Below are 23264 nucleotides of genomic sequence, written 5' to 3'. Positions count from 1 at the left end.
GGCCAACACACATACCCAAGGAACTTCCGGCCCCAGCGGCCGGTTTTTCCGTTTTCAAAGCCCAAGGAGTTTCCCAATGTCTGAGATACTCAAAGGTCGGCTACTGACCGCGGTTTCCGCTCTTGCCGGGCTTGCGGTGTTTTACTTCACGGGCCTGCCGCTGCCCTTTCTGTTTGGCCCGATGGCGGGCTGTCTGGTGGTCGCGTTGGCGGGGGGCAAGCTGCAAGGGTTCGGGCAGGTCTCGGTCGGCGCGCGCACCATATTGGGCGTGGCCGTCGGCGCAACCATCACCCCCGCCGTTTTGGCGCAACTGCCGCAGATGGCCGGGTCAGTCGCCCTGATCCCGATCTATATCGCCTTGATCGGATTGGTCGGCGTGCCCTTCTTTCGCAAAGTCTGCGGCTTTGACACGGTCACCGCCTATTACGCCGCCATGCCCGGCGGTTTGCAGGACATGATCATTTTCGGACAAGAGGCCGGAGGCAACCCGCGCATCCTGTCCCTGATCCATGCCACCCGGGTTCTGATAATCGTGACCGTCGCACCGATCCTTCTGACAAGCCTTTACGGTGCGGGCTTGACCAACCCCATCGGTCAACCCGCCGCGGATCTGCCAATCCACGAACTGCTGCTGATGGCCGCTGCCGCCTTGATCGGCTGGAAAGGCGGTGTGCGCGTTGGCCTGTTCGGGGCCTCGATCCTTGGCCCGATGATTGCGGCTGCGGCCCTGTCCCTGACTGGCCTTCTGCACAGTCGCCCCCCGGCCGAAGCCATTCTTGCCGCGCAGTTCTTCATCGGCATCGGAGTCGGGGTGCATTATGTCGGGGTCACATTGGCCGAGCTGCGCAAGATCATCGCGGCTGGGGTGGCCTTTGTGCTGATCCTTGCGGTGCTTGCGGCCTTCTTTGCACAGCTGGCGAACCTGCTGGGGTTGGCCCCGGCAATTGAGGCCTTCTTGGCCTTTGCGCCCGGCGGTCAGGCCGAAATGACGGTACTGGCGATTGTTGCAGGTGCGGATCTGGGCTTTGTGATCGCCCACCATCTGGTGCGGATCGTTCTGGTGATCACCGGTGCCCCAATCGTGGCGCGTTGGGTTACGACGCGCTCCAAACCTCGGGATTGATCATGTGGGTCGGTGCGCCGCTGGCATAGGCATTGATCTGATCGAAGATATCGCCGAACTGCAAATCAAACTCGTCCTCGGTGACAAAGCCGATATGAGGGGTGCAAATCAGGTTTGGATGCGCCAACAGCGGGTCCGTTGGGTCGCGCATCGGCTCGGTGTCGAACACGTCGATCGCGGCTGTGCCGGGGCGCCCCGCGTTCAGCGCATCCAACAAAGCCCCCGGCTCGATCAAACCGGCACGAGAGGTGTTCACAAACAGCGCGTCCTCGCGCATCAGCGCCAGGTCGCCTGCAGTGATGATGCCTTTGGTGGCCGGTTTCAAACGCAGATGCACCGATACCACGTCGCTCTCAGCGAAAAAGACCGCTCGTCTTTTGGCCACCGTTTCGCCGTCTGCTTCAGCCCGCGCGCGACCCGCGTCAGACGCCCACCAGACCACCTCCATGCCAAAGGCCTTGGCATAGCCTGCCACCGCTTTGGCAATTCGGCCATAGCCATACAGGCCCAGACGGCGCCCATGCAGTGTCTTGCCAACCCCCATCTGCCAAGTGCCCGCCTTGGTCGAAGCCATTTGCGCCGGGATCTGGCGCATTGCCGCTAAGACCAACCCCCAGGTCAGTTCCGCCGCCGCATAGTTGGTGGACCCAGCCGGCATCTTCGAACTCAACACCACGTTATTGGCAGTGCAGGCAGGTACGTCGATATGCGGGTAAACGCTGCGCTGACTGATCAGTTTCAGGTTCGGCAGGCGCGCCAAAAGCTGCCCGGTGATCTTGGTGCGCTCACGGAACAACACCAACGCCTCGGCCTCGGCCAGACGGGTCGCCAAAAGGTCAATATCCTCGACGTGATCGGTCCAGACGGTCACCTCATGGCCATCCAGTTTGGCAAAACACGGCAATCCACGCAGTGTATCAAACCAGTCGTCAAGGATATGGACTTTCATAACCGCCCTTTCGGTCAGTAATAGGCTTGTATGGCGCGGGCCAGTCGGTCGTGCAAATCCGACAGGCGGTGCGTTTCACCATCGCACGAGGCCATATCGACCCCCGGCTTGGCGAGCTGTGCGCCGATGGCGTCACGCAGCGCTTTCAGCTGCTCCATCGCTGCGCTGATCTGATCTTGTGCTTCGTGTGAGGTCATTTTCAGGCTTCCTTAATGTGCCAGCAGAACCGGAATGTCGATTGCACGAAGTATCTTGGCCGTTAAGCCGCCAAGGAAGTCTTCGCGGAACTTAGAGTGCTCGTAAGCGCCCATCACAAGCAGGCAGGGGTCGTGATCGCGGGTGAACCGCAGCAATGTCTGAGCAACGTCGCCCTGCAGGGGCAGATCATTGTGCTGGGCATCAATGCCGTGGCGCGACAGGTGGGTAAGAACATCGTTCATCGGACGCGGCAACGGGTCGTCACCAACAGTGAGTACCGAAACCTTACCCTGATCCTCAAGCAGCCCCAAACTGTCCGACAAGGCCCGCGCCGAGGCCCGACTGCCATCCCAGGCCACAGCCGCATGCGAATGCTGCGCGGTGGCGTCATAGCCCATTGGCACCACGACAAGCGGGCGCCCGCTAAGCAGCGCGATGCGATCCGGGTGAATGGTGACATGTTCATCAACGGATTCAGTCTGATCCTGCCCAACGACGATCATGTCAAATCCGCGTGCGCATTCCGACAAGATCGCATCGACACGGCCCGCAGCCCGCATGAAATGAAGCCTGTCCCCCAGGTCCAACTGGGTGCGATAGCTTTCAAAACGGGCCTCGATCTGCTCGATGATTTCAGCGTTCGCGTCCTGAATAATCTGCTGTGCTTTAGCCGGAACCCAGGCTGCGCGGCTGTTGACGGCCTCGTGGGTGCTGTGGGCCAGCACCGCCGTGACATGACCCCCGTTAGCGCGCACGAGGTTGGCGGCATAAAGCAACGCCGACGCGGCGCTTTCCGTGCCATTAAAAGCAACGAGGATATTCGTCATGCTCATGGGTCAGTCCTCTTTTTCGGCCCAGACGGAACTGGGTACATAGACATGGCCATCGGCCAGCTTGCGTGCCGTGCGCAGCAACCCGGCCGAGTTCAGCGCGAAACCATTGTTGGCAGTAAAATCGACCAGCACGCTGATCGTGCCTGACGCATGCTCCAAAACCACATCGCAGGGACTGTCTGAACTGCGTTCCAGCATGCCATCTGCAATGGTGCCCGGTGTCAGCGCGCATGAGGCAAGGCATTGGGCGCCGGTGACGGCCATCGTTGGGTGGGTCTTCCACGGCATGAAGTATCGTGCGGCGATGGTGCCGCCGTTTTCGGCGGGGGCAAGCAGGCCGAACTTGGGTGTGACGGACTTGGACACATCGCCCATGCCCATCAGCTCGCCTGCCTTTCGGCGGATCGCCTCCATGCGGTCAAAGAACGCTTTGTTGGCGTCCAGCTCGGCGGCGCTTTCGTGGCCCGACAGCCCGAAGTCCGTCGCCCGTGCGATGACCACGGGCATCGCCACGTCCATGCAGGTGACCTCGATGCCGTCGATCACATCGCGCAGTTGACCGGTGGGCAGGAACGCGCCCGTGGCCGAACCGACCACGCCCATGAACTTGAGCAAAACCGGGGCCGCGGTGCCGGGGGCGCCGGCGATTGCCGTGTCGCCCTCATAGGTCAGCTCTCCGCCGGGCGTTTCGACCTGTGCCACAACCTGGGCGCCGGTGTTGACGGCGCGGATTTTGATCTCGGTGATGTCCCCGGTGGGGTCAATCAGGCCCATCTCAAGCGCGGCGGGGCCGACACCGGACATGATATTGCCGCAGGTGGGTTTGAAATCGACCAGCTTTTCTTCGACAGAAACCTGCGCGAAGAAATAGTCGATATCGGCCCAGTCGTCATCGCTTTTGGAGAGCATGGCGACTTTGGTGGTGACGGCGGCGCCGCCGCCGATCCCGTCGATATTAAGCGGGTGACCTGAGCCGACGGCGCTGATCAGCACCTGTGCCAGCGTGTCCAGATCCTCGGGCAGGTCCGCGCGCAGGAAGTAGGGCCCGCGCGAGGTCCCGCCCCGCATGAAGGTATAGGGGATGCCTGTCTGGGTCATTTCAGCGGCCACGGCAAGTCTACCGCCCCCTGCAACAGACCCGGCGGGAAGTCGCGGTTCAGCGCGCCTGCCATCAGGCACATGAAGCCGATGCCGCAGGCGGTCAACAGCAAGGTCTTGCCCCAGCCCGCCCCTGCGCGCACCCGGAAGAAGGCGACAAGGAAGCCGATCAGCGCCAGAATGAAGCCCACGAACCAGGTCGCCGCGATCAGACCGGCGAACCAGGCCAGCGTTGACCAAAGCCCATAGGGCGCATCGGCGTCCTCACCTGCGATCTCTTTGTCGGCGAAGATGCTATCGCCCTCAGGGCGGCGCATCATCTGGAACAACAGGATCAGACAGCACGCCAACGAGAACCCACCCACGACCAACGGGATCACCTTGTCGGTCATGTTGTAGTCAGGGATCATATTGGCATTGATCAATGCGAAGGTCAGGTACCCCGCAATCACCAGCAAGAACACCAGCGGCGCGCGTTTCGAACCAGATTGCACATCCCCTTCGGCCATAATGGCTTTGGCCTGACGAATGCCCAGCACCACTGAAACCAGCGTGATGATGATCAGCACGATCACGATCGGGCTGAAGATATAGTCGATCCCTTCCTCAAAGCTTTTGCGAAAGCGAAAGCTGGCAATCTGGAACGCTTGGTTGGTGAATTTTTCAACCGGGTTGGACAACACGAACCCGATCAGGAAAGCCGGGCGCGACCAGTCAAAGCGGCGCAGGAAAATCCCGATCAGACCAATGACAAACAGCGCCAGAAGGTCTTCGAAGTTCTGCCCGGACTGGAAAGCCGCAAAGCTGATCAGCATGAACAGGAAAGGTGCCAGATAGGTGAATTTGATGGTCGTCAGCTTGGCGATACCGCCCGAAGCGCCGATGCAGATGATCGTACCCACCACGTTCGCCAGGGCCAGCAACCAAACGATCGAATAGGTGATGTCCAGATTGTTCTTGAGCATGCCGGGGCCAACTTCGATGTCGCCCGAGCCCAGCAGGGCCACAGCCCCGATGAAGATCGCCATGGAGCCAGATCCGGGGATGCCGAACAGCAATGTGGGCACCAGCCCGCCGCCCTCTTTGGCGTTGTTACTGCTTTCCGGCCCGATCACGCCGCGCACTTCGCCTTTGCCAAAGTTCGATTTGTCTTTGGTGGTCTGAACCGAATGGCCATAGGCAATCCAGTCCACGACCGAGCCACCAAGGCCGGGGATCACGCCCACGACAACACCGATGATCGAACAGCGGATCGACAGCCAGATATTGGCGAACCAGTCTTTTACGCCATCAAACCAACCGGCACCAAGGCTGGCGCCTTTGGCGATAGAACGGTCCTGACGCAGCAGCGAAACAATTTCAGGCACGGCAAAGATACCCAGACCAACGATAACCAGCTTCAGCCCGTCGGTCAGGTAGGGAATATCATAGGTGGCCATGCGCAGGCTGCCGCCCGCGTCGGCCTCGCCGATGGTGCCGATCATCAGGCCAAGCCCGGCCGCCGCCAGCCCCTTCAGCGCGATGCGACCGGCCAGAATGGCGACCATCGACAGGCCAAGGATGGTAATCATCAACATCTCGGGCAAGCCAAAGGCCAGCACGATGGGGCGCGCCACCAGAATGAAGATGGTCAGGAAACTGGCACCGACCAGCCCGCCAAACAACGACGAGGCAAAAGCGGCGGACAAGGCCCGCGCGGCCTCGCCTTTCTTGGCCATTGGGAAGCCATCCAGCACCGTTGCCTGTGATGCCGAACTGCCGGGGATGCCCATTAAAACCGATGCGAACGTGTCTGAGGTTGGCACCACGGCCACCATGCCGATCATCAGCGCCAGCCCAAGGATTGGGTCCATGCCGAACATGAAAGGCAGCAGCAGGGAAAGGCCTGCGATGCCTCCCAAACCGGGGAAAACGCCAACGGCAAGCCCCATCACAACGCCCAGAACAAGATAGCCAAGAACGACAGGTTGCAGGATCAATGCCCACGCGTCACCAAGCGCAGGAAGTGCGGTAGCGAACATCTCCATAGGACTCGCTTTCAGTTAGATTTTTAAGTTGGAAAGTGGCGCGCCTCTGGGAGAGCAAAGGCGCGCCGAGTTAGAACTGGTGTTACTTCAGTTCAACGCCGTAGGCTTCTTTGAGCCAGGTCACGACGAATGCTTTTGCTTCGTCAGGTACGTTGGTCGCGGTGCCCAAAGCAGTCTGGGCGCCTTCACCGACAAAGACATCGTATTTGCCAACGCGCTTCGAAGAGATTTCGGGGAAATCCGGACGGCTGCGCACAGCTTCAAACGCGGCGGTGTAGGTATCGATTACGTCCTGCGGTGTACCTGCGGGCAGGAAGGCCAGTTTCTGCACCGGGAAACCCGAGATGAAGAAGGCTTTCCAGGCATCCCATGCTTCACCCGAGGTTTCGCAACCATCCGTCGCTTCGCAGACCTCTTTGAAGGTCGCAATTTCGGGGAAAGTCGGGTCGCGCACGATGTTGCCATCGGCGTCCAGCGCACCCCAGGTCATCATAGGAACAGCGGTGCCAGCTTCGACCATGTCGGCCGAACCCTTCAGGTAGCCCGACGAGGTCTGATAATCGATGTTGGCTTCGCCGCGCTCAAACATCAGGCGGCCATCGCCACGGCCTTTGATGCCAAACACCGGCTCGACATTCATGCCCAGCATTTCCCAGGCCAGCAGCGGCACCAGATCAAGACGGGTCGCGCCCTGCGAGCCATAGATAAAGTCGGTGTCTTTCAGCGCATTGGCCGAGCCATCAAACTTCGCGCCGTCTTCGGCGTTCAGATAGGCCACACCACCGGTGCCCGACGCCATCACAGCGTTCCAGTCATTGTACTCATAGCGTACGCGCGGATCGCCCAGCAGATACGGGAACTGGGTGGACCCCGACGAGCCAAACAGCAAGGTGCCATCTTCGTGCTCTTGTTCCTGGAACCAGTTGGCGCCCTTGGTCGACCCTGCACCGGGCATGAACTTTACAACAACAGTGGGGTTGCCGGGCAGCTCTTCGGATAGCAGCGGTGCGAAGAAGTTGGCCCATTTGGCCGAACCACCGGTTTCCGAGAACGGGATCACCCATTCAATGGTCTTGCCCGAGAAATCAACCTCGGCAGCGGCGGCGGGCGCGGCAATACCGGCAGCGGCAATCAGGCCAACAACAGCACGGCGCGTGAATTTGGAAATGGTCATGTATTCCTCCCTAATGACCAGTCAAACACAGCATCTCCTCCAAGGCGACAGTGTCTGACCAAATACGGGGATTGATTCCCCTTAAGATCTGCGGATCATGAGAGGCCAACCTTGCGTGAACCTTGCGGAACCAAAAAATGCGTATCGTCATCGTCGAAGACAATGAAACGCTCGCTAAAGCGATTTCCTATCGTCTGCGTGACCGTGGCCATGCAGCAGATGTGCTGACCAGCGGCGACGAAGCCGATGCATTTTTGGCTCAGGAAGGTGGCGATCTTGTTGTGTTGGATATCAATCTGCCCGGAAAAAGCGGCCTTGAAATTCTGCAAAATCTGCGGGCGCGAGGCGACAATTGCCCCGTCATTCTGCTGACAGCACGCAGCGAAACCAGCGACCGAGTCGCCGGGCTTGATCTGGGCGCCGACGACTATTTGGTCAAACCTTTCGAGATGGATGAACTGGAGGCCCGAATCCGCGCGCTGTCGCGCCGCAAGAACCTGGAATTCGGGGCAAAGGAAACCATCGGCGTTGTCACGTTTGACCGCACCGCCCGACAGGTCACCGCCTGTGGAGAGCGGCTGGACATTCCCCGCAAAGAGCTGGCCGTGCTGGAATGCCTGTTGGATCGACGCGGTCGGCTGGTGTCAAAACCGGCGTTGACAGATCACGTCTACGGGATTGGCGCAGATGTTGATGACACGGCGGTCGAACCCTTGGTGTCGCGCCTGCGCCGCCGCCTGGCCGAACATGGGGTGGTCATCAAAACCGCGCGCGGGCTTGGGTATATGCTGGAAGAAACCCCGGCATGAACAATGTTTACTCGCTGCGGCAAAGATTGTTCGTCCTGATCCTGACCCCTTTGCTATTGATGGCGCTGCTGCTTGGATACTGGCGCTTTACCGTGGCGCAGACGACCGCAGAAGAGCTGTTCGACCGCTCGCTTTTGTCCGCCGCGCTTGCCATTTCCCGTGATGTGGCGATTTCGGGCGGGGATGCGCTTTCGCCCACGACCAGTGACCTGATCAGCGACGCCACCGGCGGCGAGGTTTTCTATCATGCGACCGGTCCGGGCGGGATCTATGTGACAGGCTATGCCTATCCGCCTGCCGGGACCGTCACCAACCGCGCAGATATTCACGCACCGGTCTATTTCGAAGCACAGTACCGGGGCGAAACGGTGCGCGTGTTGCGAATTGTCGAACGCGTGGCCATCGACGGCGTGACGGGCAATGCCACGGTAACAGTGTGGCAACGCATTTCTGATCGAAGCCGGTTCGCCGCCGAGCTTGCCTTGCGCGCTGCCGGTTTGATCGGTGTTCTGCTTTTCACGCTGGCGCTTGTGGTGTGGTTCGGGGTTGCATTGGGGCTGCGCCCCTTGCTTGATCTGCAACAGGCCATCGCGATCCGGTCACCGAACGATCTAAGCCAAATCAAACGCGCCATTCCGATCGAAGCACAGGGGATCGTGGAAACACTGAACCGGCTGTTCGCCAAGGTCGAAGACAGTATTGCCGCGCATCAGGTGTTCATTTCGAACGCCGCGCATCAGTTGCGCAATCCGGCCGCTGCGGTCCAATCCATGGCCGAAGCCCTGCAGGACTCGCCGACCCCGGCCCAGCGCGATCAGCGGATCGACGAATTGGTCGCCGCCGCGCGGAACTCCGCCCGCGTCGCCGATCAGTTGCTGTCAATGGACCGGCTGCGCCAACCCATGCCAGACGGTCACACCGAAACCTTTGACCTGACGCAAGAGCTTCGGACCATCTGCGCCGAGGCCGGGCCAAGCGTGCTGCGACACAACATCGACTTCGAACTGATTGCCCCGGAGCATCCCGTCGATATCCACGGGGACCGGCTGTTCATCGCTGAAGCGATCAAGAATCTGATCGACAATGCGCTTAAACATGGCGGCCCGGACTTGACCTCCATAACCGTCGACCTGCACCCGGATGACACAACCGCAATGGTCACAGTCATGGATGATGGGAAGGGACTATCGCCCGAAGACAGCGCGCTGGCTCTGGGCCGCTTTTCACAGGTCGAACCGTCAGAAGGCAGCGGCCTTGGTCTGGCGATTGTCGTCTCTGTTGCGGAACGCCACGATGGCTCTTTGGTCATCAACCGGGTCGACAAAGGCGCCAGCGTGACACTGCGCCTGCCCCGCGCCAAATAGGCTACCCAGCGAATGGACCACCGGCCGCTGCCAGCCGGGCACGTCATCGCAACCGCAAAAACTTGCTGCAAACGTTCAAATCAGGTTATCCTCAGGGCTGGCGCTGTCTACTGGGAGGAGGTGCGCCGTGCTTGAACAGGCCTTACTGCGAGACATGCAGGGCCGTGCCATTGAACAGGCCGGCCCCACTGCGTCCGATGACTGGGACGAAGTTCAGGAATTTTGCAGCCAGGTTTATATGCCCTATCGGGTGCGACCGATTGGAAAGCTGCTGAAACCTGATGCGACCATGCGACAAGCGCAGGTAGGGCGCGTGACCCTATCGCGGTTCTCTTACGGGGTTCCGATCCGCCTGACTGAATTTGACCCCGAAGCGGGGAATGTTCTGGTGCTAAATACCCTGCGCGGGGCCTTGCGACACAAACAAAACGCGCAAAGCGATGCGGTGACCGCCGCCGGCGACAGTTTCGTCGTGGATTGCAGCCGAACAGATTACTGGCTTGAGGGCGACGCGCAGCATCTTCAGCTAAACTGCACCATCCCGCACGATGTCCTTGCTGAAATCGCGCAACGCTGGTTTGGCTTTGTTCCCGATGACGGGCTGTGGACTAAACGTATTGCCTTTGGCGGCGGCGGATCGCGCTGGCAAGCGCTGCTGGCCTATGTGGCGCAATGCATTGATCAAAGCGCCCAAGTTGCAGGCGACACAGCGATGGCACGCCATCTGGAAGAGCTGCTGTGCGTTGATCTTCTGCAGGCCTGGGCGCAAGGCGCGGGGATATCACTCACCGATGGCGCACGCGGCGCGGCCCCCTATTACGTGCGCCGTGCCGAAGAAATCATGGCGAATGACGCCCAGAACGCCCCCACCATCGGTGAGGTGGCTCAAGGGGTCGGCGTATCGGCGCGGACCCTTTCAGGCGGATTTCGCAAATATCGCGGGATTTCACCACGCGAGTTTCTGCGCGACCGCAGGCTCGACGGCTTGCACGCGGAGTTGCTGAACGCCCCTGAAAACGCCACCGTGACGCAGATCGCCGCCGAATGGAACTATGTGAACTTCGGCGCCATGTCCCGGATTTATCGCCAGCGGTTCGGGGAAAACCCATCACAGACCCTGCGTCGCAGACGCCGGTTGAGCTAGTTTTCTTCCGGTTTCGAACAAAGACTTCCGTGATCGAATAGCGCAGGCGGGCGTCATCCCCCACCTTGCCAAACCAATCTGTTTGGCAAGGGAGGAAACCATGACAGATCTCAATTCAACGCTCGATGCGGTACTTGGCAGGGTTGCAAGCGGCAATGACGAAGGCTCAGACCGGGTGCCCGGCGTGGTGGCCATGGTCACTGATCGTGACGGCGATATCTATTCAGGCGCCGCAGGTCAGCGCCGGTTTGGTGGCGATACCCCGATGTCCGAAGACACCGTCTTCGCAATCTTTTCCACCACGAAAGCAATCACTGGCACCACCGCTTTGCAATGTGTCGAGGAGGGCCTGCTGGATCTGGATGCCCCGGCCAAAACCTATGCGCCCGCGATCGGCGAATTGCAGGTGATCGACGGGTTTGATGACGCGGGCCAGCCGATCCTGCGCGCGCCCAAATCCGATGTCACGACCCGGCAACTCATGCTGCACACGGGCGGCTTTGGCTATGACTTTTTCAGCGAAACCTACAAACGTCTGGCCGAAGATTTTGAACAACCCAGCGTGCTGACCAGTTCGCGGGCCGCGCTGGAAACACCGCTGCTGTTCGATCCGGGTGCCAAATGGGAATATGGCACCAATGTGGATTGGGTTGGCCAGGTGGTCGAAGGCATTCGCGGCAAAAGACTGGGCGCGGTGATGCGCGAACGGATATTCGATCCGCTTGGCATGGACGAGATAGGTTTTACCCGCACCCAAGCGATGAAAACCCGCACCGCCACCATGCATGCGCGCGACACATCGGGCGCTTTGGCACCGATGGATGACTTTGCCTTGCCTGACGACCCCGAGGTCGATTTTGGCGGCCATGGGCTTTATGCAACGATCCCCGAATATATGAAGTTTATTCGCATGTGGCTCAATGACGGGGCCGGGCTTCACGGGCAGGTGCTGAAACCGGAAACCGTGGCCTGGGCTGTTCAGGACGGGCTGGAGGCGCATCAGAAGGTCGGCATGCTAACCGGTGTGATCCCCGAGCTATCACATGACGCTGAATTCTTCCCCGGGGATCCAAAGGGCTGGAGTTACACGTTCATGGTCAACCATGAACAAGCCCCAACAGGACGCCCGGCGGGGGCCATCGGCTGGGCCGGGCTTGCCAATTCATTCTATTGGATTGATCGCAAGAACGGGGTTGGTGGCTATTGGGCGACCCAGATCGTGCCCTTTGGCGATCCGGTGTCTTTCCCCGGATACATGGATTTTGAAACCGCGCTCTACAATGCCGCCGTTCAGGGCAAGGCCGCCTGAACACCGTCCACCATCATCCAATTCAGCAGGCGGGGGCACAAGATTCCCGCCTGTTTTCGCACGAAAGCCGCGCTTCAGGCGCTTTCCCTGACCACAAGCTGGCCCCGAAAATGGTTAAGCGCGCTGTTGTCGGCAGTCCCCCTGAGAATCTCTACCAGCCCTTCGGCCATCGCCGTCAGAGGTTGGCGGTAGGTGGTGATCTTATAATTCGGGCTGTCGACCTGCGGGATGTCATCAAACCCGGTAACCGCGATATCCTCGGGCACACGCAGGCCAAGTCCGTACCGTAGGGCATCCACAGCCCCCATGGCGAGCGCATCATTTTCGCATACAATGATATCGGGCAGGTCTTGAACAGAGCGATCCACAAAGGTGCCGTGGATAAGGTCATAGGCCAAACGCGCATCGTATCTATCCGCGACAAGAAAATCCGGCGTTTGACCGAACTCGTTGCTCCAACGGCGAAGGAAAGTCTCTTTGCGCCCCAGATGCGCCGACGAGGTTTGCGGGCCAGCAAGAAACAGGGGTTTCCGATACCCCCTCTCGATGACGTAGTCGGTGATCGTGTCCATCGCCGCCACATCATCACAACAGACCGAGATAGTATCCGGGTTTTCGGATGAACGCGCAAAGACGATCAACTTGCGCACACGACGCGCGCCCTGGGCCGTTGCCAGATTAGAGTCGTTGAACTGAATGCCGATAACCACAGCCGCATCAACACGCCTCTGGCTCGCACTCATAAGGGCCGCAGAGGTTTCGGTGTCGTTCGCCGTGTTCACAAGCAAACTGTCCCAGCCGTGTTTCCGCAGGATTCGTGTCAAACGTTCAAGCATCACCAGCTTGTGCGGGTTGGCGAAGTCGTCAACCATGAGGCACACGAGGTTGCTGCGATCCGACGCCAGGCTGGCGGCCAGCAAGTCAGGAAGGTAGCCAAGCGTATCGGCCGCCTGCATTACTTTTTCGCGGGTTTTGGCCGAAATGGACGCTTCCTTTTTAAAGGCGCGATTCACCGTCCAACGTGACACACCCGCAAGTTTTGCCACATCATCGGCAGTCACCTGATAGGTGGCTTTGTCACTGCTGGCCTTGTCTGTTCGATCTTCCATATCCCGAACCGTAGTCGAAAAACACCGTGAATCCAATCTCTCTGCACGCGCGTGCGCCAACCTTTTTGCACGCGCGTGCAGAAAGTGATTGCACGCGCGTGCAAAAAGGCGGTAATAGTTTGGAAAAGCCACAGAATCGGGCAAGGGAGGATTCATGTTGAAGGTAGGGCTTCTCGGCGCTGGCCGTATTGCAATTGTACACGCCAAGGCAATCACGGCACATCCCGATAGTGAACTCGTTGCGGTGTCGGATGTGTTCCCGGAAAACGCAGAGAAGCTGGCACAGACCTTTGGCTGTGCGGTGCGCGCGACCGAAGATATCATCGCAGACCCGGAAATCGGCGCAGTTCTGATTGCAACATCCACGGACACGCATTCAAATCTGATCGAACAAGCCGCCGCAGCCGGTAAAGCCGTATTGTGCGAAAAGCCTGTTGACCTGAGCCTTGAGCGCGCCCGCGCCTGCCAAGCTAACGTTGAAGACAGTGGCAAGCCGGTAATGATCGGGTTCAACCGCCGATTTGACCCCAACTTTGGCGCGCTGAAAGACGCACTGAATGCGGGCGATGTCGGCAAGGCAGAGCTTTTGTCAATTACGTCCTTCGACCCAGCGCCGCCGCCCGTAAGCTATATTAAGGTCTCTGGCGGATTGTTCCGTGATATGATGATCCATGACTTTGACATGGCGAACTTCATCATGGGGGCTCCTCCGGTGACGATCTCTGCGGTCGGCAGCTCGATCGTTGATCCGGAAATCGGAGCAGCAGGCGATGTGGACACCGCCGTGGTGACCATGACCTATGCGGATGGCAAAGTTGCGGTCATCAAGAACTCGCGCCGGGCCGTGTACGGGTACGACCAACGGGTTGAATTGTTGGGGTCTGAAGGGCTCTTGCAGGCGCAGAACATGCTCGAGAACACCTTGGTGAAGTCAACCATCGCGGGCGTCACTGGTGCCAAGCCTACGTATTTTTTCCTTGAGCGCTACATGCCGTCTTATGCGGCAGAGTGGAGCGCATTCGTCGACGCCGTAAACGGGGGCAAAGCGCTGCCCGTAACCCTTGACGATGGTGTCGCTGCACTGGCCATGGCCGAAGCCGCAACCCGTTCGGTCGCCGAGGGTAAACCGATCAACCTGGCAGATGTCGGGTAATATGAACTTCCTGCGCGGGCAACGGCCCACGCGTCTAGGAAAGTGGAGGAGAATTTCGCGCGCCGCCAGTCGGCTCTGCGATACGAAATTCGGCGCAAGCCGGATAGTTCTGGCCAAAAATGGCCAATCATATGAGTCACTCATACCAATTGGGAGGAATTGAAATGAAGAACCTCATCAAAGGCATCGTTGCCGCGTCGGCAATCGCTGTCGCCGCACCGGTGGCAGCACAGGACATCATCGTCGTGGCCCACGGTCAGGCGAACGACCCGTTCTGGTCGGTTGTCAAAAACGGTGTCGAGGAAGCGGGCCGCGATACCGGCGTGAACGTCGACTATCGGTCCCCGGAAACGTTCGACATGGTTGCCATGTCGCAGCTGATCGATGCTGCGGTAAACCAAGAGCCTGACGGGCTCATCGTTTCGATTCCTGATGCTGATGCGCTTGGGCCGTCAATTGAACGCGCCGTGGCCGCCGGTATCCCGGTGATTTCGATCAACTCGGGGTCGGATGTTTCAAAAGGCCTGGGTGCCCTGCTGCACGTCGGTCAGGACGAATTCGACGCGGGCAAAGCCGCTGGTGAAAAACTGGCTTCGATGGGTGGCACCAGCGCCATCTGTGTGAACCAGGAAGTCGGCAATGTGGCGCTTGATCTGCGCTGTGCTGGTTTTGCCGAAGGCTTCGGCGGTGCGTCAAAAGTTCTGCCCACCACCAACGACCCGACCGAGATCGAGTCGAAAGTGGCCGCTGCACTGGCGTCGGATGAAAGCATCGACACTGTGATGGCTCTGGGCGCCTCGACCGCTGGTGAACCTTCGGTTGCCGCTGCGAAAGCGTCGGGCCGCGACGTGAAAGTTGCTTCGTTCGACCTGTCGGCAAGCTTCCTGCAGTCCGTTGTTGCCGGTGACGCCGCCTTCGCCATCGACCAGCAGCAGTTCCTGCAAGGCTACCTGTCGGTGAATTTTCTGGGCCTGCACGCCAAATACGGCCTGATGCCCGGCGGTAATGTGCCTTCGGGTCCGAACCTGATCACCGCTGACAAAGCCGGTCAGGTTGTGGATCTGTCCGCCAAAGGCATCCGCTGATCCGGCTCTGCTTGGATCACTAAACATCGGAACGGCACTGCGGTGCCGTTCCATCTAATCCGGGAGGGAAAAATGAGCGAAACGACCCCAGAGGCAGTGGATGAACGGCTAAAGTCCGAACCATTCTTTGCCAAAATGATGAAACGTCCAGAGCTTGGCGCGATTGCAGGTGTAATCCTGGTTATCATCTTCTTTGCTCTGACAGCAGACAGCGCGATGTTCAGCCTGTCGGGCGTCATAAACTTCATGACACCTGCTGCCCAACTGGGAATTCTGGCGATCGGGGCCGCATTGTTGATGATCGGCGGCGAGTTCGATCTGTCCATCGGTTCAATGGTCGCCTTCGCGGGTTTGTTCTTTGGGGTCTGCGTTGTGACCTGGGGCCTGCCCCTGATCATTTCGATCCCCCTTACCTTTGTATTTGCCGCCTGTGTCGGCGCGGTCAACGGCAACATCGTAATCCGCTCGGGGTTGCCATCCTTTATCGTAACGCTGGCGTTCTTGTTTATCCTTCGCGGCCTGTCTCTGGTTGGCCTGAAAATGGCAACCGGTGGCTCGACCCAGCTGCGCGGAGTGCGTGACACCATCGAGGGCGATTGGCTGGCGCCATTCTTCTCGGGCGATGCTTTCCCTGGCCTGTTCCTCTGGCTTGCCGACAACGGCTTTGTCGCCACTTTCAAAAGCGGCGCCCCCAAAGTGCCCGGCATTCCGGTGGAAATCCTTTGGTTCATCGCGATTGCACTGGCTGCAACCTACATTCTGCTGCGCACGCCTGCGGGCAACTGGATTTTTGCTTCCGGCGGGGACACCACCGCAGCGTCTAACTCGGGCGTTCCGGTGAACCGCGTGAAAATCTCTTTGTTCATGCTGACCGCTTGTTGTGCCGCACTGGTTGCCATCATCACTGTGATGGATGCCGGTTCGACGGACGCCCGCCGCGGTTTCCAGAAAGAGTTCGAAGCCATCATCGCGGCCGTGATCGGGGGCTGCCTTTTGACCGGCGGCTATGGGTCGGCCATCGGTGCCTTCTTCGGCTCCATCATCTTCGGCATGGTGGTGATTGGCCTGACCTACACCGACTTCGATCAGGACTGGTTCCAGGTCTTCCTGGGCGGCATGCTGCTGATCGCTGTTCTTTTCAACAATGCGATCCGCAAACGCGTCACAGGGGAGCGCTGATATGACTGACGACAGCAAATTCCATCACGGCGACCCGACAGCCCATATTCATCCCGTCGTCGAGATGAAGAATATCGAAAAGCACTTCGGCAACATTATCGCGCTTGCCGGCGTAAGCTTCGATGTGAAACCGGGCGAATGCCATTGCCTTCTGGGCGATAACGGCGCCGGCAAATCGACATTCATCAAGACCATGTCGGGCGTGCACAAGCCAACCAAAGGAGAGATCTTCTTTGAAGGCAAGCCGATGAACTTCAACACGCCACGTGATGCGATGGAGGCCGGGATCGCCACCGTGTTTCAGGATCTGGCCATGATCCCATTGATGTCGGTGACCCGTAACTTCTTCATGGGGCGCGAACCGACCAAGGGCAAAGGGCTTGGCAAACGTTTCGACACAAAGTTTGCCAACGAAGTCTGCGTGGAAGAAATGCGCAAGATGGGCATTAACCTGCGTGGCCCGGATCAGGCCGTCGGCACCCTTTCGGGGGGGGAGCGCCAGACAGTTGCCATTGCTCGCGCGGTCTACTTCGGAGCCAAAATCCTGATTCTGGACGAACCGACATCGGCCCTCGGGGTGCGTCAAACCTCGAACGTTCTGGCGACCATCGACAAGGTCCGCCGTCAGGGGATCGGCGTGGTCTTCATCAGCCACAACGTGCGTCATGCCTTGGCGGTGGGGGATCGTTTCACGGTACTCAATCGCGGCAAGACCCTTGGCACGGCGGTACGGGGTGAAATCACCCCAGAACAGCTGCAGGACCTTATGGCCGGCGGTCAGGAATTGGCTTCGCTCGAAGGCTCACTTGGCGGAACGGTCTAAAAATTCCTCCCCTGGGTGGGCAGCATCCGCGTTGCCCACCCCTTGAACACTGTTCCGCATGCCCGGGACTCCTCTTGAAATTCGCTGTCTCGGAGACCGTCTGCTTATGCAGAAACTGCTCGACACACCTTTTGGCGCTGCTTTGATCGGCACGGGAACTGCTCTCAGACTCCGCGAGGGGTCCCAGGTCCACCCCGACTTAAAACATCAGCTCGTACGCGAGCGCATCCTTCATGCAAAGGCCTTTTCGGATGACCGGCCTGTGACAGTGGACACCTAAGATGACGACCAAAACTCTCGACGTAATCACCATCGGCCGCGCGGGCGTTGACCTCTATGGCGCCCAAATCGGCGGGCGGCTCGAAGATATGAGCTCTTTTCGCAAATACATTGGCGGAAGCCCGACAAACATTGCCTGCGGCACCTCCCGTCTGGGTCTGAAAACCGGACTGATCTCGCGGGTGGGCAACGAACACATGGGCCGCTTCATTCTTGAACAACTGGCCCGTGAAGGTGTCTCTACTCAAGGCGTGAAAACCGACCCCGACCGTCTGACAGCGCTGGTAATCCTTGGAATTCGTGATGAAGAACAGTTCCCGTTGATCTTTTACCGGGAAGACTGCGCCGACATGGCACTGTGTGAAGATGACATCGACGAGGCCTTCATCGCCAGTGCTCGGGCCGTCGTTGTCACCGGAACGCATTTGTCCAACCCCAAGACCGAAGCCGCCGTCACCAAGGCGCTTGATCTGGCGCGCAAGCACGGGTTGCGCACGGCGCTGGACATTGATTACCGGCCCAATCTGTGGGGCGTGCTTGGCCACGGCGACGGCGAAAGCCGTTTTGCCGAAAGCGCGGAAGTGACGCAAAAACTTCTGTCGACCCTGCACTACTTCGATCTGATTGTGGGCACCGAAGAAGAATTCCACATCGCAGGCGGATCGACCGATACCTTGGCGGCTTTGCGCGCCGTGCGCGAGAAATCTCAGGCGGTGCTGGTGTGCAAACGCGGCGCGCTGGGGGCCTCGGCCTTCCAGGGCGCGGTTCCAGCCAGCCTTGACGATGGCCAGACAGGGGAAGGTTTCCCCATCGAAGTGTTCAACGTGCTGGGCGCAGGCGACGGGTTCTTCTCGGGTTTGCTCAAAGGTTGGATGGCGTCGGACGGGCTTGATGACGTCGATTGGCCCATGGCGCTTAAATACGCCAATGCCTGTGGGGCCTTCGCCGTATCCCGCCACGGGTGTACACCCGCCTACCCCTCTGAAATCGAGCTGGCGTATTTCCTTGGCCGTGGCGTGGTGCAGAAAGATTTGCGCAATGATCCCGCGCTCGAACAAATTCACTGGTCCACCACGCGCCATACACGCAATTCTGGGGATTGGTCCAACATGCGTGTCTTTGCTTTCGATCACCGGCTGCAGCTGGAAGAGATGGAAGGTTATGACCTTAAGAAAGGCGCGGCATTCAAAGAGCTGTGCCTGGATGCGGCGTTGCGTGTTCAGGGAAGCGAAACCGGTTACGGAATCCTGTGCGACAACCGGATCGGACGCAGTGCGTTGCATCGGGCCTCAGGTTCGGGCCTGTGGGTCGGCCGTCCAACAGAATGGCCCGGCTCAAGGCCGCTGGAACTGGAACCTGAACTTGGTTCAGACTGTGGCACTCTGGTCGAATGGGCCGCCGAAAACGTCATCAAATGCCTGTGTTTCTGTCACCCGGACGATGCACCGGAAACGCGCGCCGCACAGGAAGAAACCGTCAAGCGCCTCTTTACCGCGGGTCGCCGCCATGACCTTGAGTTTCTGCTAGAGGTCATTCCATCGAAAGTGGGTCCCGTTGATGACGACACCACCCCCACCTTGATCCGGCAGTTTTACCAAGCGGGCGTCTATCCCGATTGGTGGAAACTGGAACCGCTGAAAACGCACGAAGCGTGGGGCAAAGCGGTCAGTGCCATTGAAGACTACGACAAATACACCCGCGGCATTGTGGTTCTGGGGCTCGACGCACCAGAAGAAGAACTTGCCGCATCCTTTGAAGTCGCCGCCGCTTTCGATCTGGTCAAGGGGTTCGCAGTGGGGCGCACGATTTTCGGTGATGCCGCGCGCGCATGGATGAAAGGCCAGATGGACGATGCCACAGCCGTGGATCAGATGTCTGCCCGCTATGCCCGCCTATGCAAGGTGTGGGACACCGCCCGCGCCAAAGCCCGCCGCAACGCGGAGTAAAGGAGAAATCTCATGAGCAAGACAATCCGTTTAACCGCTGCGCAAGCCATGGTGAAATGGCTCTCGGTGCAAATGACCGAAGAGGGCGAACGTTTCATCGAAGGCATCTGGGGCATTTTCGGTCACGGCAACGTGGCTGGTCTGGGTGAGGCGCTGCAACAGGCGGGCGAAAGCTTCCCAACGTGGCGTGGCCAGAACGAACAGACGATGGCCCATACCGCCATCGCCTTTGCCAAGGGGATGAAACGCACGCGGGCGCAGGCCGTGACCTCGTCTATCGGGCCGGGTGCGACCAATATGCTGACCGCAGCCGCACTTGCGCATGTAAACCGTCTGCCCGTGCTGTTTATCCCCGGGGATGTCTTTGCCAACCGCCGCCCGGATCCGGTGCTCCAACAGATCGAGAATTTCGAAGATGGCACACTGTCTGCCAACGATATGTTCCGCAGTGTCAGCCGCTATTTCGACCGTATTTCGCGGCCCGAGCACCTGCTCACCTGCCTGCCGCGCGCGATGGCCACAATGACCGATCCCGCAAGCTGCGGCCCGGTCACGCTTGCTTTCTGTCAGGACGTGCAGGCAGAAGCCTTCGATTATCCCGCAGAGTTCTTTACCCCCAAGGTCTGGCGCATCCGCCGCCCGGCCCCTGACCCGCGCGAGATTGAAGATGTCGTCACCCTTATCAAGGCTGCCAAGACTCCTGTGATCGTCGCAGGTGGGGGCGTGATCTACGCGCAAGCCGAAGACACATTGGGCGCTTTTGCAGCGGCACATAACATTCCCGTCGTAGAGACACAGGCAGGCAAGTCTGCGCTGGCACAAAGCCACCCGATGAACTTTGGCGCCTCTGGGGTTGATGGCTCGGCAGCGGCAAACAAGATTGCAGCCGAGGCAGATCTGGTGATTGGTGTCGGCACCCGGTTTCAGGATTTCACAACCGGTTCCTGGGCGTTGTTCAAGCAGGCAAACCGAAAGCTGGTTTCGATCAATGTCGCGGCTTACGACGCCGAAAAGCATGGCGCGCTCCCGGTTATGGGCGATGCGAAAACCGCGCTGGAAGCCATTGGCGCGGCGCTTGGGGATCACAAAGCAGCCCCCGTGGATCAATCCGCACGCCAAGCTTGGCTTGACGCTGTGACCGCCCATTGCGCACCGCGCCAGAACACCCCAACCGACTATCGCCCGCTGGACGCCGAAGTGATTGGCGCCGTCCAGCGCGCAACCGATGACACAGCCATCGCCATGTGCGCAGCAGGCACAATGCCGGGCGCATTAAAGCTCTTATGGCAACCCGCGCAGGGCGGCTACCACATGGAATACGGTTTTTCGTGCATGGGCTATGAAATCGCCGGGGCCATGGGGCTAAAGCTCGCCCGCCCCGAGCGTGAGGTCATCTGCTTTGTCGGGGACGGCTCTTATATGATGGCCAACTCCGAACTGGCGACTGCAGTGATGCGGCGGGTGCCGTTCACCGTTGTTCTGACCGACAACCGCGGATACGGCTGCATCAATCGCCTGCAAACTTTGGTTTGTGGCGGGCAGGCTTTCAACAACATGTATGTGGATTGCAACGTCGAAACCCAACCTGAAATCGACTATGTGGCCCATGCCGCGTCCATGGGCGCGCACGCCGTGAAAGCCACCGACATCGCAGACCTTGAGTCGCAAATCGCCGCCGCGCGCGGTCGGGACATTCCCACAGCAATCGTAATCGAGACCAGCGCCAAAGAGGGCCCCGGATTCGAGGGCGTCGGCCACTGGTGGGACGTTGCGGTGCCCGAAGTCTCTACGCAGGAGGGCGTGCAGGCCTCCTTTGAATCCTACCTAAAGGACCGCCAGCGTCAGCGCCTGGTCAACTAGTCGACAACACTCTTTCCCGCATGGAGCGACCCCCATGATTCAATTCGGCACAAACCCCATCGCCTGGGCCAATGACGACGATCAAACCCTTGGTGCTGATATCCCGACAGAACGCATTCTGGCCGAGGCCGGTCACCTGATCGGTTTTGACGGGATCGAGAACGGTCACCGCTGGCCGCAAGACGATCCTGCCGCCCTTAAGCAGTTGTTGGCCGGGTATGGGTTGCAGTTCATCTCGGGGTGGCACTCGCTTAACCTTCTGGCCCATTCCGTCGAAGACGAGAAAAAAGCGATTCAGCCGCATCTCGACAAACTCAAGCACAATGGCTGTAAGGTCTGCATCGTCTGCGAGACGTCCAACTCGGTTCAGGGGCTCTCCAAACCCCTGACAGAACGCCCCACGCTTGACGCGGCGGGCATGCAGGACTTTGCCAGCAAGGTCGAAGAAATCGCGCAGTACTGCGCTGATCAGGGCATTGATCTGGTCTATCACCACCACATGGGAACCGTCGTCCAAAGCCCCGAAGACATCGACGCTTTCATGGCGGCGGTCGGGCCTGCGACCAAGCTTCTGTTCGACGCGGGCCATTGCTATTTCGGCGGCGGCGACCCGGCCGAGGTGCTGTCCAAATACGCCTCTCGTGTCGCGCATTTCCATGCCAAAAATGTGCGCCCTGCCGTCCGCGCAAAAGTGGAAGCCGAAGGGTTGTCCTTTATGGACGGGGTCCGCAGCAGCGTCTTCACCGTACCCGGAGATCAAGAAGGAGGCATCGACTTCGAGCCGCTTCTGAAAATCCTGAAGGAGGCCGATTATGACGGCTGGATTGTCATCGAAGCCGAACAAGACCCCGATCTGCGCAATCCGCTCATGTATCAAACACTTGGCCTGCATACGCTCAAGCGCATCGCTTGCGATGCCGGTCTTATCTGAGGAACACCCCCATGCCCGATCTTTTGAAGCACCCCTTCGGCACCCATGGCAAGGTGCATCAAATCACGCCCGAGAGCGCGGGGTGGCGCTATGTCGGCTTTGATCTGATCCGTTTGCATGCGGGCGAAACCTGGTCTGAAAAGACCGGTGACAATGAGGTGATCCTCGTGATGGTCGAAGGCAAGGCCAAGATCAAAGCAGCGGGTAAGGATTGGGGCGAGTTGGGGGATCGGATGAATGTCTTCGAAAAGACCCCGCCTCACTGTCTCTATGTTCCCAACGATAGCGATTGGTCACTGGAAACCACAACCGAGGCCACCATCGCCCTGTGCAAGGCGCCCGGCATTGGCGGCCACCAAGCGCGGCGGATTGGCCCCGACGGGATCACGCTGACACAGCGTGGTGAAGGCTCAAACGCGCGCTTTATCAACAACATCGCGATGGAGAACGAAGACTATTGTGACAGTCTGCTGGTGACCGAAGTTTTCACCCCTGCGGGCAACTGGTCTTCCTATCCCAGCCACCGCCACGACGAAGATGACTTCCCCCGCATCACCTATCTTGAAGAGACCTACTATCATCGCCTCAACCCCGCTGACGGCTTTGGCATTCAGCGCGTTTATACCGATGACCTAAGTCTCAACGAAACCATGGCTGTTCATGATGGCGACGTGGTGTGCGTGCCCAAAGGTCACCATCCCTGCGGTGCGCCCCACGGCTTCGAAATGTATTATCTCAATGTGATGGCTGGACCCAAGCGCAAGTGGCGCTTTGTCGCCGCGCCCCCTGTTGCGCACCTGATGTAACGGCGCCCCATGGCGCTTTTCCTGGATCAAAACGGATACTGAAATGACCTCACCTTTTGCTTTGG

Annotated in this window: 20 protein-coding genes; 13 read left to right on the top strand and 7 right to left on the bottom strand. The window is 59.3% G+C overall.

All coding sequences use genetic code 11. The annotated features are described in order from the left end of the window. The first annotated feature begins 76 nt into the window (after positions 1-76). Positions 77-1123 carry an AbrB family transcriptional regulator gene (locus ATO10_RS04335; protein ID WP_035248611.1) on the top strand — a complete coding sequence of 349 codons (1047 nt, stop codon included), beginning with the start codon at positions 77-79 and terminating at the stop codon, positions 1121-1123. Here the strand turns inward: ATO10_RS04335 and ATO10_RS04330 are convergent. From ATO10_RS04330 to ATO10_RS04305, 6 genes are all read right to left on the bottom strand, one after another. Continuing rightward, positions 1095-2072: a D-2-hydroxyacid dehydrogenase family protein gene (locus ATO10_RS04330; RefSeq protein ID WP_035248609.1), complete on the bottom strand. Its 978-nt coding sequence runs from the start codon at positions 2070-2072 to the stop codon at positions 1095-1097. The genes ATO10_RS04335 and ATO10_RS04330 overlap by 29 nt on opposite strands. A gap of 14 nt (positions 2073-2086) precedes the next feature. Continuing rightward, entirely contained in the window at positions 2087-2269 is a 183-nt protein-coding gene (locus tag ATO10_RS04325; RefSeq protein ID WP_035248607.1) for a hypothetical protein, read from the bottom strand. 12 nt (positions 2270-2281) lie between these two features. Next, positions 2282-3103: a universal stress protein gene (locus ATO10_RS04320; RefSeq protein ID WP_035248605.1), complete on the bottom strand. Its 822-nt coding sequence runs from the start codon at positions 3101-3103 to the stop codon at positions 2282-2284. Positions 3104-3106: 3 nt separating this feature from the next. Then, a complete protein-coding gene (locus ATO10_RS04315) occupies positions 3107-4201 on the bottom strand; it encodes a 4-oxalomesaconate tautomerase (RefSeq protein WP_035248603.1) in 1095 nt (364 codons plus the stop codon). Then, the gene (locus ATO10_RS04310; protein WP_035248602.1) at positions 4198-6228 is read right to left on the bottom strand and encodes a tripartite tricarboxylate transporter permease; all 2031 of its coding nucleotides are present in this window, start codon (positions 6226-6228) and stop codon (positions 4198-4200) included. Before ATO10_RS04310 ends, ATO10_RS04315 begins: the two co-directional genes overlap by 4 nt. 82 nt (positions 6229-6310) lie before the next feature. Beyond that, positions 6311-7402, bottom strand: coding sequence for a type 2 periplasmic-binding domain-containing protein (locus ATO10_RS04305; RefSeq protein ID WP_035248600.1), 1092 nt, complete (start codon positions 7400-7402; stop codon positions 6311-6313). 137 nt (positions 7403-7539) lie between these two features. On the opposite strand from ATO10_RS04305, the gene ATO10_RS04300 reads away from it, so the two are divergent. From ATO10_RS04300 to acmB, 4 genes are all read left to right on the top strand, one after another. After that, complete coding sequence (locus ATO10_RS04300) at positions 7540-8211, top strand: response regulator transcription factor (protein ID WP_035248597.1); 672 nt, start codon at positions 7540-7542, stop codon at positions 8209-8211. Continuing rightward, positions 8208-9575: a sensor histidine kinase gene (locus ATO10_RS04295; RefSeq protein WP_035248596.1), complete on the top strand. Its 1368-nt coding sequence runs from the start codon at positions 8208-8210 to the stop codon at positions 9573-9575. The genes ATO10_RS04300 and ATO10_RS04295 overlap by 4 nt, the downstream gene beginning before the upstream one ends. A gap of 127 nt (positions 9576-9702) precedes the next feature. Further along, a complete protein-coding gene (locus ATO10_RS04290) occupies positions 9703-10719 on the top strand; it encodes an AraC family transcriptional regulator (RefSeq protein ID WP_051597941.1) in 1017 nt (338 codons plus the stop codon). 100 nt (positions 10720-10819) lie between these two features. After that, complete coding sequence (acmB, locus tag ATO10_RS04285; protein WP_035248594.1) at positions 10820-12028, top strand: methyl acetate hydrolase AcmB; 1209 nt, start codon at positions 10820-10822, stop codon at positions 12026-12028. A gap of 74 nt (positions 12029-12102) precedes the next feature. Here acmB and ATO10_RS04280 read toward each other — a convergent pair whose 3' ends face one another. Next, complete coding sequence (locus ATO10_RS04280; RefSeq protein ID WP_051597940.1) at positions 12103-13137, bottom strand: LacI family DNA-binding transcriptional regulator; 1035 nt, start codon at positions 13135-13137, stop codon at positions 12103-12105. A 154-nt stretch (positions 13138-13291) separates the two neighbouring features. On the opposite strand from ATO10_RS04280, the gene iolG reads away from it, so the two are divergent. From iolG to iolB, 8 genes are all read left to right on the top strand, one after another. Further along, a complete protein-coding gene (iolG, locus tag ATO10_RS04275; protein WP_035248592.1) occupies positions 13292-14290 on the top strand; it encodes an inositol 2-dehydrogenase in 999 nt (332 codons plus the stop codon). Between the two features lie 164 nt (positions 14291-14454). Further along, the gene (locus ATO10_RS04270) at positions 14455-15375 is read left to right on the top strand and encodes a sugar ABC transporter substrate-binding protein (protein WP_035248588.1); all 921 of its coding nucleotides are present in this window, start codon (positions 14455-14457) and stop codon (positions 15373-15375) included. A gap of 72 nt (positions 15376-15447) precedes the next feature. Then, positions 15448-16554, top strand: a complete 1107-nt coding sequence (locus ATO10_RS04265) for an ABC transporter permease (protein WP_035248586.1) — start codon at positions 15448-15450, stop codon at positions 16552-16554. Between the two features lies 1 nt (position 16555). Continuing rightward, positions 16556-17377 carry an ATP-binding cassette domain-containing protein gene (locus ATO10_RS04260; RefSeq protein ID WP_051597939.1) on the top strand — a complete coding sequence of 274 codons (822 nt, stop codon included), beginning with the start codon at positions 16556-16558 and terminating at the stop codon, positions 17375-17377. Positions 17378-17658: 281 nt separating this feature from the next. Next, positions 17659-19602, top strand: coding sequence for a bifunctional 5-dehydro-2-deoxygluconokinase/5-dehydro-2-deoxyphosphogluconate aldolase (locus ATO10_RS04255; RefSeq protein WP_035248584.1), 1944 nt, complete (start codon positions 17659-17661; stop codon positions 19600-19602). A 12-nt stretch (positions 19603-19614) separates the two neighbouring features. Beyond that, on the top strand, positions 19615-21462 hold the full coding sequence (gene iolD / locus ATO10_RS04250; RefSeq protein WP_035248581.1) for a 3D-(3,5/4)-trihydroxycyclohexane-1,2-dione acylhydrolase (decyclizing): 1848 nt from the start codon (positions 19615-19617) through the stop codon (positions 21460-21462). 34 nt (positions 21463-21496) lie between these two features. Next, positions 21497-22393, top strand: coding sequence for a myo-inosose-2 dehydratase (iolE, locus tag ATO10_RS04245; RefSeq protein WP_035248579.1), 897 nt, complete (start codon positions 21497-21499; stop codon positions 22391-22393). 11 nt (positions 22394-22404) lie between these two features. After that, the gene (gene iolB, locus ATO10_RS04240; protein WP_035248577.1) at positions 22405-23199 is read left to right on the top strand and encodes a 5-deoxy-glucuronate isomerase; all 795 of its coding nucleotides are present in this window, start codon (positions 22405-22407) and stop codon (positions 23197-23199) included. Positions 23200-23264 lie beyond the last annotated feature (65 nt).

Source organism: Actibacterium atlanticum (assembly GCF_000671395.1).
Classification (GTDB): domain Bacteria; phylum Pseudomonadota; class Alphaproteobacteria; order Rhodobacterales; family Rhodobacteraceae; genus Actibacterium_D; species Actibacterium_D atlanticum.
Note: the sequence above shows the minus strand (reverse complement) of the source record. Positions and strands in the feature narration are given on the sequence as shown.

Excerpts from the sequence above, each read along its gene's own strand:
- ATO10_RS04265 (WP_035248586.1), top strand. The coding sequence starts at position 15,448 with ATGAGCGAAACGACCCCAGAGGCAGTGGATGAACGGCTAAAGTCCGAA.
- iolE (WP_035248579.1), top strand. The coding sequence starts at position 21,497 with ATGATTCAATTCGGCACAAACCCCATCGCCTGGGCCAATGACGACGAT.
- ATO10_RS04295 (WP_035248596.1), top strand. The coding sequence starts at position 8,208 with ATGAACAATGTTTACTCGCTGCGGCAAAGATTGTTCGTCCTGATCCTG.
- ATO10_RS04280 (WP_051597940.1), bottom strand. The coding sequence starts at position 13,137 with ATGGAAGATCGAACAGACAAGGCCAGCAGTGACAAAGCCACCTATCAG.
- iolD (WP_035248581.1), top strand. The coding sequence starts at position 19,615 with ATGAGCAAGACAATCCGTTTAACCGCTGCGCAAGCCATGGTGAAATGG.
- ATO10_RS04300 (WP_035248597.1), top strand. The coding sequence starts at position 7,540 with ATGCGTATCGTCATCGTCGAAGACAATGAAACGCTCGCTAAAGCGATT.
- ATO10_RS04315 (WP_035248603.1), bottom strand. The coding sequence starts at position 4,201 with ATGACCCAGACAGGCATCCCCTATACCTTCATGCGGGGCGGGACCTCG.
- ATO10_RS04330 (WP_035248609.1), bottom strand. The coding sequence starts at position 2,072 with ATGAAAGTCCATATCCTTGACGACTGGTTTGATACACTGCGTGGATTG.
- ATO10_RS04320 (WP_035248605.1), bottom strand. The coding sequence starts at position 3,103 with ATGAGCATGACGAATATCCTCGTTGCTTTTAATGGCACGGAAAGCGCC.
- ATO10_RS04260 (WP_051597939.1), top strand. The coding sequence starts at position 16,556 with ATGACTGACGACAGCAAATTCCATCACGGCGACCCGACAGCCCATATT.
- acmB (WP_035248594.1), top strand. The coding sequence starts at position 10,820 with ATGACAGATCTCAATTCAACGCTCGATGCGGTACTTGGCAGGGTTGCA.
- ATO10_RS04335 (WP_035248611.1), top strand. The coding sequence starts at position 77 with ATGTCTGAGATACTCAAAGGTCGGCTACTGACCGCGGTTTCCGCTCTT.
- ATO10_RS04270 (WP_035248588.1), top strand. The coding sequence starts at position 14,455 with ATGAAGAACCTCATCAAAGGCATCGTTGCCGCGTCGGCAATCGCTGTC.
- ATO10_RS04255 (WP_035248584.1), top strand. The coding sequence starts at position 17,659 with ATGACGACCAAAACTCTCGACGTAATCACCATCGGCCGCGCGGGCGTT.
- iolG (WP_035248592.1), top strand. The coding sequence starts at position 13,292 with ATGTTGAAGGTAGGGCTTCTCGGCGCTGGCCGTATTGCAATTGTACAC.
- ATO10_RS04325 (WP_035248607.1), bottom strand. The coding sequence starts at position 2,269 with ATGACCTCACACGAAGCACAAGATCAGATCAGCGCAGCGATGGAGCAG.
- ATO10_RS04310 (WP_035248602.1), bottom strand. The coding sequence starts at position 6,228 with ATGGAGATGTTCGCTACCGCACTTCCTGCGCTTGGTGACGCGTGGGCA.
- iolB (WP_035248577.1), top strand. The coding sequence starts at position 22,405 with ATGCCCGATCTTTTGAAGCACCCCTTCGGCACCCATGGCAAGGTGCAT.
- ATO10_RS04305 (WP_035248600.1), bottom strand. The coding sequence starts at position 7,402 with ATGACCATTTCCAAATTCACGCGCCGTGCTGTTGTTGGCCTGATTGCC.